Below are 12,952 nucleotides of genomic sequence, written 5' to 3' on the forward strand. Positions count from 1 at the left end.
CCGGCTTCCTGTCCCACAGCCTGAGTCACCCTGCGTCCCCCCGCCCTCCCCTCGGGATGGCCCGTGAGGGGCGCACACGGTCTGGAAACCTCATGAGCGAAAACTCCGATAACCGCGACCCCCGTGATGCCACCCCGCCGCCCGCGGCTGCCCGTCCCGTCCCTCCTCCCGAGGCGGATGACGACGGCGACGAAGGCGACGACGAGGGTGGCGACGAGGGCGAAGGCGGAGGCGCCTCCGCGTCGGGCGGCCAGCCCGGCCAGCCCGGTCAGCCCGGGGGACGCCGCCGCCGTCGGCGCCGTCGTCGTCGTGGCGCGCAGGTGCTCTTCACCCCGGAGGGTCAGGCGTACCGCATGACGGCGGGCCCGGACGGCCAGCAGGTCCAGGTCTTCCTGACGCCGCAGGAGCTGGAGCAGTACAAGCAGCGCCAGGCGCAGCAGCAACAGCAGGGCCAGCAGCAGCCCCAGCAACAGCAGCAGCATCAGGGCCACGGCGGCGGCCAGCAGCATCAGCGCCAGCACCACGGCGGCCAGGGTCAGGCGCAGCAGCAGTCCAACCTGGCGCCGGTGGAGGGCGTGCTGGACACCGAGGTCAAGGGGCCCAACGCGTTCCTGCGCCAGCTCAAGCGCAACCTGCTGGCGGCGCCGGACGACCCGGAGCTGCCCAAGAACCTGGTGCAGAAGCTGCGGCTGCGTCAGGGCCAGTACCTGACGGCCTTCGCGCAGATGCGCGGCAACAAGGGCATCATCCAGAAGGTGGACACGGTGGACGGCCGCCCGCTGGAGGGCGTGTCCCGGCTGCCGCACTTCGCGGACCTGACGTCGGTGGACCCCACCGAGCGGCTCAAGCTGGAGAACGGTCACAAGGAGATGGTGACCCGGGTGCTGGACCTCATCTCGCCCATCGGCAAGGGACAGCGCGCGCTCATCGTCGCGCCCCCGAAGACGGGCAAGACCATCATGCTCCAGCGCATCGCCCAGGCGGTCATCTCCAACCACCCGGAGGCGCACGTCATGGTGGTGCTCATCGACGAGCGGCCCGAGGAAGTGACGGACATGCGCCGCAGCATCAAGGCGGAGGTGCTCGCGTCCAGCTCGGACCGGCCCACCGGGGACCACCTCAAGGTGGCGGAGCTGGCGCTGGAGCGCGCCCGGCGCCTGGTGGAGACGGGCAAGGACGTGGTCATCCTGCTGGACTCGATTACACGGCTGGCGCGCGCCTTCAACAAGGAGGTCGACAACTCCGGCCGCACCATGTCCGGCGGCGTGGACAGCCGCGCGCTGGAGCGCCCCAAGCGCATCTTCGGCGCCGCGCGGGCGACCGAGGAGGCGGGCTCGCTCACCATCATCGGCACGGCGCTCATCGACACCGGCAGCCGCATGGACGAGGTCATCTTCGAGGAGTTCAAGGGCACGGGTAACTCCGAGGTCACCCTGGACCGCCTGCTCGCCGAGAAGCGCGTCTTCCCCGCGGTCAACATCGCCCAGTCCGGCACGCGCAAGGAGGAGAAGCTCTTCACCCAGCGCGAGTACGAGAAGGTGAAGAAGCTGCGGCAGATGCTCTTCGCGGTGAAGCCCGTGGAGGCGATGGAGGCCCTGGTGAAGCGGCTGTCGCGCTACACCTACAACGACGAGTTCCTCGACGAGCTCTGAGCCGCGCGCTGGGGGTGGTGTGGCGGGCCCGGCTCTGCTTAAGGTGGCGGCATGATTCAGGGCTCGGGCCGCTGCCACTACCACCCGGAGCGCGCCGGCCTCGGTGTCTGCGTGGAGTGCCGGCGGGTCATCTGCCGGGAGTGCACCACGCAGTTCGAGGGCATCAACCGCTGCGCGAGCTGCCTGGGGCGACGCCTCCAGGCGCTCGAGGGCCCCGCCGAGCGACGCGAGTGGACGGTCGGCAGCGGCCTGCTCGCCGTGGCGGGCCTGGGCATCGTCTGGGGGGCGGTCTACATGACGCTCCACCTGGTGATGGGCTGAGCCATGGCCGTCTCCGCGCTCGAGTTGCGGCCCCGGAACGCCATCGCGGTGATGGACGCGGCGCTGCGCCTGTGCGCCCGGAGCACGGGCGTCTGGGCCCTCACGCTGCCGGGGGGAGCCGCCGTCATCGCGTCCGTGCTGTACCTGGCGGAGGCGGCGCGGATGGGGCACTCGCTGGTGCTGCCGTCGCTGGCGTTCACCCTCGCGTGGTTCGCGCGGGGCGTGGGCCAGAGCGCGGCCGCGCACCATGTGCAGGCGGTGTTGCTGGGCCCGGCGGAGCCCACCACGTGGGCCTCGCTGAAGGCGGTGCTGGCAAGGCTGCCCTCGATCTTCGTCGCGGTGGCGTACCTCTTCGTCTTCAACTGGCTGCTGTTCAACCTGACGCTGGGCATCGCGTTCTTCGTCGTGTCGGCGCAGAGCGTGGGCTACGCGGCCGTGATGGAGGGGCGCGGCTCGGTGCTGCGGCTGTACGGGCAGTGCTCGCGGCTCCTGGGCCCGGCGCGAGGCACGGCGCTGAAGGTGCGCTTCCTCATGTCCGTGCAGGTGCTGGTGTTCTTCAACCTGCACATCGGCCTGAACTTCCTGCTCATGATGGCGCGCAAGCTGTTGGGCGTGGACCTGACGTTCGCGGAGCGCTACGCCTCGCTGGACAACATGCCGTGGCTGCTGTTCCTGGCCGCCCTCACCTTCACGCTGTTCGAGCCCGTGCGCGCCGCGACGGCCACGCTGCTGCTCGTCGACGGGCGCGTGCGCCAGGAGGGGTTGGACCTGCTGGCCGCGGCGCAGCAGCTGCCCCCGCGCTCCACGGGCAAGCCCCTGGGACAGCGGAGCGCGGCGATGCTCGCGGTGGTGTTGGGGCTGGGGCTGCTGACGGGCACGCCGGCGCGGGCGCAGGAGGACGCGCCTCGCGCGCCGGTGACGTCGAGCCGCGAGGCCGTGCGTCGGCTGGGCCAGGTGGCCACGGTGTGCGAGGGCGCGGGTCCGGAGGAGGACGCGCGCTTCGAGAAGCTGGGGGCGCTGGGGACGGGTGAGCGCGGCAAGCTGGACCGGCTGGTGCGCGCGGTGGAGCGGCAGGCCTACGACGACGAGGACTGTGACTCGGCGCTCGGCACGCTGGAGCAGGGGCTGGAGCAGGGCTCGCGGACGGTGCAGGCGCAGGCGGCCGTGGATGCGCGACAGGCCTCGGCGCGGGCGCGGGACATCCTGGCGCGGCCGGAGTTCGCGGTGGCGCCGCCGGTGGAGAAGGCCGCCGAGGAGCCCCCGGAGCCAACCCAGCCTCCCGACTGGTGGCGCCGCTTCACGACCTGGCTGGGGGAGTTCCTCAAGAAGCTCTTCGAGCGGGACGAGGCGCCGCCCACGCGGAACTTCACGCCGCCCGTCGTGTCCGGTGGCGCCGTGGCCAACACGCTGGTGGTGGTCATCGCGACGCTGACGGTGGCGGTGCTGCTGTATGTGCTCTGGAGCGCGCTGAAGAAGAACGTGCGCCGCAAGGCGGGCGAGGGGCTGGAGGTGTCCACCCTGGACGCCTCGACGCTCGCGGGGGACGCGGGCCATGCGCTGTCGCGTCCGCCGGAGGGCTGGGCGCAGCTCGCGGACGAGCTGGCCGCGAAGGGCGAGTATCGCGAGGCGGTGCGCAGCCTCTACCTGGCACTGCTGTCCCGACTGCACCGCGACGGCGCGATCCTCTACGACGTGACGCTGTCCAACTGGGACTACCTGAGCCAGTTCAAGGGGCGCATGGAGTGGAAGCCCCGCTTCCGGGAGCTGACGCTGCGCTTCGACTTCGCGTGGTACGGCAACACGCCGGTGGGCAGCAGCGGCTACCAGGAGTTCCGCGCCCTCAGCGCGCCGATGCTCGCCGCCCCCACGCCCCAGGAGGCCGCCGGTGCGTGACCGCCGCCTCGAGCTGATGGTGGGCCATGGGGTGCTCGCCGTGGTCAGTACGTCGATGCGCACCGCGCGCCCTCGCCGGGAGGCCGCCGGTGCGTGACCGCCTCCCATTGCTCGCGGTGGGAGGCCTGGTGCTCACCGTGGTGCTCGGTTCGATGCTGATCTCGAGCGCGCGTCGTGGCGAGTTCGCCGACACGCTGTCCACCTACCGCGCGCAGGAAGATGGCGCGCGCGCGCTGTACCTCCTGGCGGAGGAGAGCGGCCTGCCGGTGACTCGCCGCATGGCGGACCTGCGCATCGGCACGACGGGCTCGACGACACCGGTGCTGCTCGCGGTGGAGGTGCAGGGCGCTCGCGAGGATGACCTGGAGCAGACGCAGCTCGCCGCCGAGCCGGACGCCGGTCTGGGTGACGAGGACGTGCCGCGCACGGGCTTCAACACCTTCCGCGCCAGCGCACTCGACGACCGCGAGGTGACGGAGCTGCTCACGCACGTGTCCGCGGGCGGCTCCGCCGTCTACGTCCCCTGGGGCTCGCGGGAGAACCCGCTGCTCGACGCCTTGAGCGTGAAGCTCATCAAGGCCGACACGACGCTGCCCATGCGCACGCTGGTGCCCCCCTTCCCCTCCCCCTACACGCTCGGCGTGGAGCGGGTGGAGGTGAAGGTGCAGGCGTACCTGGAGCTGCCGACGACCGCGGTGCCGGTCCTCGAGGACGAGCGCCTGGGACGCATGGTGGCGGCGGTAGTGCCTCACGGCCAGGGCCGGGTGCTGGTGCTGGGCGCACCGGAGCTGGCGATGAACGTGGCGCTGTCGCGCGCGGACAACGCGCAGTTCTGGCTCTCCGCCCTGGCGGCGCTGGGCCCCGGCCCGTACGAGTTCGACGAGTTCCACCACGGCTTCACCAACGAGCGCTCCGTCGTCGACTTCGCGCGCCGCTACGGCCTGCACTTCGCGGTGCTCCAGCTGCTCGCGGGCGTGGCGCTGTGGTCCGTGGCGCTCAAGCGCTTCGGCCGCCCCCGCCCTCCGCCCGAGTCCGTGCGCGTGGGCGCCACCGATGCCCTGTTCGCCATGGCGCGGCTGTACCGCGAGGGGCGCCACCACGGCTTCGCGGCGAAGCTGGTCGCCCGAGGGCTCACCCAGGAGTTCGCGCTGCACGCGGGCCTGCCCGCGCACGCGGCGCCCAAGGCCGTCTCGGAGGCGCTGCAGGAGCGCGGCCGGGAGGACCTCGCGCGCGGCCTGCGCGAAGTGGTCGGCCGGGCCGACACGGTGAACAACGACTCCGACCTCCAGCAGCTCACCGCGCGAGCGGCCACGCTGCGGCAAGGTCTCCACCCCGCCGGCCAGGTCCGGCGCAGCACTTCCGGTACCCCATGAACGCGAACGACCCCGCCTCCCCGCTCGTCCAGACCGGCTCCGCCGTGCAGGCCGCCCATGCCATCCGCGAGGGCGTGCTGCGCGAGGTGCGCAAGGCCGTGGTGGGCCAGGACGAGGTGCTGGAGCTGATGCTCTGCGGCCTCATCGCCGGCGGCCACGTGCTGCTGGAGGGCGTGCCCGGCGTGGCCAAGACGCTGATGGCCAAGGCGCTCGCGCGCAGCATCGGCTCCGACTTCAAGCGCATCCAGTTCACCCCGGACCTGATGCCCGCGGACATCCTGGGCACCAGCGTGTTCGACTTGAAGTCCCAGGGCTTCGTGCTCGTGAAGGGCCCCATCTTCACGGACCTGCTGCTGGCCGATGAAATCAACCGCGCCCCGGCCAAGACGCAGTCCGCGCTGCTGGAGGCCATGCAGGAGCGCGGCGTCTCGCTCGAGGGCCGAAACCTGCCGCTGTCCCCCCTCTTCACGGTGTTCGCCACGCAGAACCCAGTGGAGTCGGAGGGCACATACCCGCTGCCCGAGGCGCAGCTGGACCGCTTCCTCCTGAAGATCGACGTGGGCTACCCCGCGCCCGAGGAGGAGGACGCCATCCTCGCCTCCGTGCACCGCGGCTTCGACGCCGGCGACCTGGCGCGCGCGGGGGTGCGCCCGGCGGTGACGAAGGAGGGCCTCCTGGGTGCGCGCGCCGCGCTCAACGAGGTCAACGTGGAGCCGCCGGTGCTGGGCTACATCCGCAAGCTGGTGGCGGCGACGCGGACCTCCAGTCGCATCCGCCTGGGCGCGGGTCCTCGCGCGGGCGTGCACCTCTTGCTCGCGTCCAAGGCCCTGGCCGCCCTGCGCGGGCGCAACTTCGTCACGCCGGACGACGTGCGCTTCCTGGCGGGCCCCGTGCTGAAGCACCGGCTGCTGCTGTCGCCGGACGCGGAGCTGGACGGAGCCACGCCGTCGGACGTGCTGCGCGAGGTGGTGCAGGCGGTGGAGGTCCCCCGGTGATTCCGACCGGGCGCCTCTGGGCGCTGTTCGCGCTGCTGGCCGTGCCCATGATGGCCGCGGGGTTCTTCCCCGGCCTGGGCGGCGCCGTGCTGGCGTTGGACGCGCTGGCCCTGGCGCTCGCCGTGCTGGACTTCCTGTGGGCGCGCGCGGTGCGGCTGGAGGCGCGGCGCGTGTTGCCGCAGCGGCTCAACGTGGGCGTGCCCAACAAGGTGGAGCTGCGGCTGGTGCACCGGGGCGGCCGGACGGCCCGGGTGCGCGTCAAGGACGGCGTGCCGGAGTCCTTCACCGCCGTGCCCGACGAGGCCACGCTGGAGCTGCCCCCGGACAGCGAGACGCGCTGGGTGTACCGGGTGACGCCCGCGAGGCGAGGCCGCTTCGACTTCACGGAGGTGACCGCGCGCGTGTCGGGCCCGCTGGGGCTCGTCCTCCACGAGCGCGTGTTCCCCACCACGCAGACCCTCTCGGTGTACCCGGACCTGCGAGGCGCCAGCCGACTGCTCCTGTCCGGCGCCGCGCTGGACCTGGTGAACCTGGGTCTGCGGCAACTTCGCCGTGACGGACGCGGCAGTGAGTTCGCGCGACTGCGCGACTACGCGCAGGGAGACAGCGCGCGCGACGTGGACTGGAAGGCCACGGCCCGTCGCGGACGGCCGGTGACGCGGGTGCTGGAGTCGGAGCGCTCGCAGTCCATCCTCATCTGCGTGGACGCGGGCCGCTCCATGGCCGCGCAGGTGGACGGGCTCACCAAGCTGGACCACGCGGTGAACGCCGCGCTCTTCCTGGCCTTCGTCGCCGTGCGCAACGGAGACCGGGTGGGGCTCGCCGTCTTCGCGGATGGCGTGAAGACGTACCTGCCTCCCGCGGCGGGGCGCACGCAGTACCGGAAGATGGTGGACGCGCTCTACTCCACGACGCCCAGCCTCACGTACGTGGACTACCTCGCCCTCTTCAAGGAGCTGAACGTCCGCCTCACGCGGCGCAGCCTGCTGTGCGTCTTCACGGACTTCCTCGACGAGGAGCAGGCGTCCACCATGGTGGCCCCGCTCCACCGGCTCGCGCGGCGGCACGTGCCCCTGTGCCTGTCGGTCAAGGACACCGCGCTGCAGAAGCTCCTGCGCACACCGCCTCCGGGCCCCGAGGAGTCTTTCCAGCACGCGGTGGCCTCGGAGCTGCTCACGGACCGCGAGGTGCTCAAGGCGCGGGTGAGCCAGGGTGGCGTGCAGATGCTCGACGTGCAGCCGGATGACCTGAGCCTCGCGGCCGTCAACCGCTACCTCGACATCAAGGCCCGGGGCGTCCTCTAACCCCGCCATGCACCCGCTCTTTCAATCCGGCGACGTCGCCGCGCACCGCATCGGCGACGCCGAGGCCGAGCGCTTCCAGCCGCTGATGGAGCGCTGCGAGGACTTCTTCCGTCTGTGCTACGGCCGCCCCGCGCGTGCGGACGAGGCCCTTCGACTCACCCTGGAGCGTCCTCCTGGCGTGACGCCCGAGGAGGGGCACCTGCTCGCCCTCGTGGACCCGACGGGCGCGTGGGTGGGCCTCTTCGAGGGGCTCCAGGACTTCCCGACGCGAGGCGAGGCGTACCTCGGCCTGCTGCTCCTGGAGCCCGGGGCGCGGGGACACGGGCTGGGCGCGGGGTTGCTCGCGGGCTACGAGGACTGGCTGCGCGCCTCGGGCCAGCACGTGCTGCGCGTGGGCGTGGCCGAGCCCAACCCGGCGGCGCTGCGCTTCTGGACGCGCGAGGGCTTCCAGCCGGAGACGTGGGTGGGGCCGATGGCGCTGGGCGAGCTGAGCTACCGCGTCCTCAGGATGCGGAAGACACTGACGGAACCGGCAGCCACCCCGTGAAGCGGGTGTCGGTGTCGTTGCCGCGCACCAGGTGCAGGCCCCGCTTGAAGAGCGCGTAGACGCGGAAGAAGGACTCCAGTCCCGCGCGCTCGGCGGCGCTCATCGGGGCCGCGCCGCAAATCACCTTCGGGTCGCCCCGCCCCGAGTCGACGAAGCCGAGCACACCCACCACCGGCAGCCGCACCCGCTGCCCGCGAGCGAGCCGCGCGCCCAGCACCACCGCGTCGAGCGGGTCCCCATCATCCGCCACGAGCCCCGGGATGCTGCCGTAGTTGTACGGACACGGCACCGGCGACACGAAGTCCACCGAGCCATCCGCCCGCCGCTTCACGAACGAGAAGCGGGGGCACTCGATGAGGACCTCGGGCAGGGGCGGCAGCGGGGGCAGGAGCAGCACCCGCCCCGTGTAGCACGGCCCCGTCGCCCACGATGCCCGTCAGGACGCCGGGGGAGCGTCCGGGCCCGGCCCGGCCGGGTGGGAGTCTCGGAGCCAGTCCGAGAACAGGTACGCATAGACGCCCGAGCCCACCACCAGGGCGAACGTCACCTTGAAGGCCACCGACAGCCTGGGCGGATGGATCTGCGACACGGTGCCCTCGATGAAGCCCGCGAGCACGAACAGCGCGAGCGTCCCGAACAGCAGCTTCACCGCCGTCACCGCCTCCAGGCGCAGCGCCTGTCCCCGGGTGAGACCCTTGGGGGCCACCAGCCCGCGCGCGATGACGAGCCCCGCCGCGCCCGCGATGCAGATGGCCGTCACCTCGGGGATGCCGTGCGGGAGGATCCACGCCCAGAACCAGCCGGCCATGCCCTTCGCCGCGTACACCTGCGCCAGCGCCCCCAGGAACAGTCCATTGACGAACAGCATGATGGCCGTGCCCAACCCCAGCGTCACGCCCAGGGCGAAGGCCAGGAAGGCCACCTGGATGTTGTGCGTGAAGAGGTACGATGAGAAATGGGCCTGCTGGTCGGCCGTCATCCCCTCGCCCTTCGCCTCGTCGGCGGCGCGCTGGACGGGGTCCAGGTCCAGGTGCTCGGCGGGCACCAGGTAGTGCGCCGCCTCCGGGTCCACCAGCATCCCCAGGTAGCCGAAGCCCCCGCCCGCGAGGAACAGCAGCACCGCGGCGAGGTACATGCGCACCTCGCGGTGGAAGAGCGCCGGGAAGCCCCGGGCCACGAAGCCCCACACGTCCGCGAACCGGGGACGCCGCCCCGGGTAGGTCAGCGCATAGGCCCGGCCCACCAAATCATTGAGGTACGCGCTCACGTCCGCCGAACCGCTGCGCGCCCGGACCCAGAGCAGGTCGCTCGACACGGCGCGGTAGAGCTTCCCCAGCGTCCGCGCGTCCTCCAGGCTCAGGCCCCGGAGGCCCCGGGTCTCCGACTGGTCCAGCAGCCGTTCGAGCTTCTCCCAGCGAGGCCGGCGCGACGCGATGAACTCCGCCATCTCCATGACGACACTCTAGCCCAGCGAGGAGGGATGCCCACCCTGCCCTACGGGCGTCAGTTGTGGGAAAACAGGAACATGACGTGTCGGCTGGCGTTGCTGGGGTGCCTTCTGGCCTGTGTGACGGGGTGCAGCTCCATGCGAGCACTGTGCCCCCTCGAGGGCGGCCGCCCCTGGGTGGAGGTGAAGAGCCCGCACTTCACCGTCCGCACGAACCTGGACGCGGAGACGTCCGCCGAGGCCGCGCGGGAGCTGGAGCTGATGCGCCAGGGCCTGCTGCAGGCCTGGGGCGGCAGCTTCGACCCGCCGGGCACGGTGGAGGTCATCGTCCTGCGCAACCGCCGGGAGCTCTCCGAGTTCACCCAGGTCAGCATCGAGGGCTTCTCCGCGACGATGGCCGAGGGCCCCGTGCTGGTGATGGCGGGCCACAGCTACGCGCTCAGCGAGGAGGGCGCGGACATCTCCACGCAGGCCCACGAGCTGACGCACTACCTCTCCCAGTTCGCGCTGGTGCGTCAGCCCCGCTGGCTGTCCGAGGGGCTGGCCACCTACCTGGAGACCATCGCCCTCAAGCCGGAGAAGCAGGAGGTGGTGCTGGGGGCGAAGCACGGCCCCTTCCTGGACATCGCCCGGCGCCAGGGCTGGCGCACGCTGGACGAGCTGTGGGAGTGGGACCGCCGCGGGCCGATGAGCAGCGCCGAGTCCCAGCAGTACTACGTGTCCGCGTGGCTCTGGGTGCACTTCTTCATCAGCCAGCACGCCGAGCGCTTCGAGCGCTTCCAGAAGCGGCTGATGGGCGGGGAGGACCCGCGCGTCGCCTGGGATGCGGCGTTCCACGGCGTGAAGGACCTGGCCGGACAGGTCCACGCCTACGCCCTGGGCACGGTGCCCATGCGCTCCCCGACCATCACCGCGCCGCTGCTGCCCGTCTCCGGGGACATCGACATCCGGCCCCTGGAGCCCGCGGAGGTGCACGCCATCCGCGCGCGCCTCTTCCTGATGACGCCGGGAGGTGCCACCCCCGAGGAGCGGCTGGAGAAGGCCGAGTTCGAGATGGCCCAGGCGCTGAAGGAGGACCCGGGCAACCTCACCGTGGCCCTGCTGCGCATCCGCAACACGGCCGAGCCGGAGGAGCAACTGGAGCTCGCGAGGGAGCTGGTGGGCCGCAGGCCCGAGAGCGGCAGGGCGTGGGACGCGCTCGCCCAGGCGCTGGATGCCGCGGGCTACGCGACGGAGGAACAGGAGGCCGCGAGGCTGCGCGCGGTGGAGTTGATTCCCGACAACGTCGCCGCGCAGGAGGGGCTCGCCCGCTACTACGCGCGCACGGCCCAGCCCGAGCGGGGACTGGCGGCGGCGCAGCGGGCCCTCGCCCTGGCGCCGGGGAACGCGAGCGTGCTGGACACGTACTCCACCATCCTCTTCCAGCTCGGCCGGTGCCAGGAGGCGCTCGCCACGCAGCAGCTCGCGGTGGAGGTCCTCTACGAGGGCACGCCGGTGCGGCTGAGCCAGACGGTGCACGACACGCTGGCCCGCTATGAGGCCGTGTGCGGCGCCGCGCCTTCGGCGACCTCGCCCATCGGCGGCGAGTAGCCGCGCAGCCCAGGCCCGCGGGGCCACGTCCCCTGGGGCCCGCAACGACGAAGCGCCGGAGGAGCCCAGGTGGGAGCTCGTCCGGCGCCTCGTGAAGCCGCGCGTGGGCGCGGGTTACTTCAGCTGCTTCTCCAGCGGCTTCTTCTCGTTGGAGTCGAGCTGCTTGGTCCAGTCCACCACGGGCGTCTGCCACGCCATGCCCGTCTCGGTGGGCTCGGGGGCCAGCTTCTCGAACTCGAAGCCGTCACCGCCGAAGTACAGGTATTCGACGGTCGCGACCGTGTACTCCTTCGCGGGGTCCAGCGCCTTGCCCTTGGCGTCCTTGAACTTGCCCTTGCCCGCGGCGGTGAAGCCGGAGATGAGCGCGTTGGGGTTGGCCAGCTGCTTGGCCAGGTCCTCGCCCTTGAGCTTCACGACGAGCAGCGAGTTCTCGAACGGCATCACCGTGTAGATGCTGCCGCGAGTCACCGGGCCCGCCGGCAGGTCGCCGCGGATGCCGCCCTTGTTGAGGATGGCCGCGTCGGTGCCGAGCGACTCGCGCACCGCGCCCGCGACCCACTTCGCCATCTGCGGCGAGGCCTGGGGGATGCCCGTCTTGGTGAAGCCGATCTGCTGGCCCAGCACCTCGTCGAGCTGCGCCTTCCACTTGGCGACCAGCTGCGCGGTCTCGGCGTCGGGCGTGCCACCGGCCACGTCGACGAGCTTGCCCTCGAACTGGGTGACCTTCTCGCCCGCGGGCTTCGCCGGGTCGAAGGTGATGTGCGCGCGCAGGTACTTGGAGAAGCCGCGGTCCAGCGACGCGAAGATGGTGCCGTTCTCCTTCGAGTACACCTGCGCGGGGCAGCGGCCGCCGGCCACGAGCGCAAGCTTCCACTCGGGGTGCTTGGCGACCACCGGCTGAAGCTCGGTGACGCACGTGTCGGCCACGACGACGACGGTGTCCGCGCCGGCCTTGCGGGCCTCGGGGACGGCGCTGGCGAGCGCCTCCTCGTAACCGGTGACCTCGAGCCCGTCGGCGCGGCCGGCCATCGCCGTGCGCACGGTCTTCTCGGAGGCCAGGCCCACCACGCCGATCTTCAGGCCGCGACGGTCGAACACCTGGAACGCGGGCAGGGACATGTCACCCGCGAGCGCCGGGTCCTTCACGCGCAGGTTGGCGGCGAGGAAGGGGAAGCCGCCGGAGGCGCGGTTCTTGAGGAAGGCCTCCTTGCCGAACGCCAGCTCGTGGTTGCCCATGGCGGAGGCGGCGTAGCCCATGCGGCCCATGACCTCGGCCGTGGGGGCACCCAGGAAGAAGGACGACAGGGCGGGCCCGTTCCAGTGGTCACCGGTGGCGAGCGCCAGGGTGCCCGAGTCCGCGCACGTGGCCTGGCCATCCTTCACGGGGCCCGGACAGTGCTTCTCGTTGTTCACCCATTGCCCGAGCAGCTCGGCGGCGCCGCCCTTGCCCTCGACGGGCTGGAGCTGGCCGAAGGTGCCGCCGGTGACCAGCAGCGTGACCTCACTGGGCACCGCGGGCTTCGCGGGAGCGGCGTCCGGCTGTTCGGTGGCGGGCGCGGCGGGGGGAGGACTGCTCTTCTCGCAGCCGGCCAGAGCGCCGAGCGCGAGGACCAGCACGCCAGACAGGCGCGACTGGCGGGAGGGACGGAAGCGATAGCAGGGGGTCGAGTTCACAGCAGCGCCGTTTAGCACAACTCCGGACGTGATACGGTGGCCGGCGTGTCGGATCATTCGGCCCCTGAAGCCCCACCCTCACGCCGAGGAGAGCAGAGTCAGGACGCGGCGCGCGGGGAGAACCCTTCCGGTCGTACCTCGACCCAGCATTTCTGG

At 72.0% G+C, this 12,952-nt stretch carries 11 protein-coding genes; 8 read left to right on the forward strand and 3 right to left on the reverse strand.

Annotated elements, in window-relative coordinates; genetic code table 11:
* The first annotated feature begins 92 nt into the window (after positions 1-92).
* From rho to VZQ01_RS03980, 7 genes are all read left to right on the forward strand, one after another.
* Entirely contained in the window at positions 93-1,652 is a 1,560-nt protein-coding gene (rho, locus tag VZQ01_RS03950; protein ID WP_223746619.1) for a transcription termination factor Rho, read from the forward strand.
* 51 nt (positions 1,653-1,703) lie between these two features.
* Positions 1,704-1,973 carry a hypothetical protein gene (locus VZQ01_RS03955; protein WP_223746618.1) on the forward strand — a complete coding sequence of 90 codons (270 nt, stop codon included), beginning with the start codon at positions 1,704-1,706 and terminating at the stop codon, positions 1,971-1,973.
* A gap of 3 nt (positions 1,974-1,976) precedes the next feature.
* Positions 1,977-3,866 carry a DUF4129 domain-containing protein gene (locus tag VZQ01_RS03960; protein WP_223783096.1) on the forward strand — a complete coding sequence of 630 codons (1,890 nt, stop codon included), beginning with the start codon at positions 1,977-1,979 and terminating at the stop codon, positions 3,864-3,866.
* Between the two features lie 89 nt (positions 3,867-3,955).
* Positions 3,956-5,239: a DUF4350 domain-containing protein gene (locus VZQ01_RS03965; protein WP_267696834.1), complete on the forward strand. Its 1,284-nt coding sequence runs from the start codon at positions 3,956-3,958 to the stop codon at positions 5,237-5,239.
* Positions 5,236-6,234 carry an AAA family ATPase gene (locus VZQ01_RS03970; RefSeq protein ID WP_046712731.1) on the forward strand — a complete coding sequence of 333 codons (999 nt, stop codon included), beginning with the start codon at positions 5,236-5,238 and terminating at the stop codon, positions 6,232-6,234. Before VZQ01_RS03965 ends, VZQ01_RS03970 begins: the two co-directional genes overlap by 4 nt.
* A complete protein-coding gene (locus VZQ01_RS03975) occupies positions 6,231-7,538 on the forward strand; it encodes a DUF58 domain-containing protein (protein WP_223746615.1) in 1,308 nt (435 codons plus the stop codon). Before VZQ01_RS03970 ends, VZQ01_RS03975 begins: the two co-directional genes overlap by 4 nt.
* Positions 7,539-7,545: 7 nt before the next feature.
* Entirely contained in the window at positions 7,546-8,085 is a 540-nt protein-coding gene (locus tag VZQ01_RS03980; RefSeq protein WP_223746614.1) for a GNAT family N-acetyltransferase, read from the forward strand.
* On the opposite strand, the gene VZQ01_RS03985 is transcribed toward VZQ01_RS03980, so the two are convergent.
* Together VZQ01_RS03985 and VZQ01_RS03990 are read right to left on the reverse strand one after the other, a co-directional pair.
* Positions 8,042-8,482, reverse strand: coding sequence for an inorganic diphosphatase (locus VZQ01_RS03985; RefSeq protein ID WP_223746613.1), 441 nt, complete (start codon positions 8,480-8,482; stop codon positions 8,042-8,044). The genes VZQ01_RS03980 and VZQ01_RS03985 overlap by 44 nt on opposite strands.
* A 39-nt stretch (positions 8,483-8,521) precedes the next feature.
* Complete coding sequence (locus VZQ01_RS03990) at positions 8,522-9,538, reverse strand: stage II sporulation protein M (protein ID WP_223746612.1); 1,017 nt, start codon at positions 9,536-9,538, stop codon at positions 8,522-8,524.
* 132 nt (positions 9,539-9,670) lie between these two features.
* Here VZQ01_RS03990 and VZQ01_RS03995 point away from each other — a divergent pair, with 132 nt between their 5' ends.
* Positions 9,671-11,122, forward strand: a complete 1,452-nt coding sequence (locus VZQ01_RS03995; protein ID WP_223746611.1) for a hypothetical protein — start codon at positions 9,671-9,673, stop codon at positions 11,120-11,122.
* A 114-nt stretch (positions 11,123-11,236) separates the two neighbouring features.
* Here VZQ01_RS03995 and VZQ01_RS04000 read toward each other — a convergent pair whose 3' ends face one another.
* Entirely contained in the window at positions 11,237-12,796 is a 1,560-nt protein-coding gene (locus VZQ01_RS04000; RefSeq protein WP_223746610.1) for a bifunctional metallophosphatase/5'-nucleotidase, read from the reverse strand.
* Positions 12,797-12,952 lie beyond the last annotated feature (156 nt).

Source organism: Myxococcus faecalis (assembly GCF_050039385.1).
Lineage (GTDB): Bacteria > Myxococcota > Myxococcia > Myxococcales > Myxococcaceae > Myxococcus > Myxococcus fulvus.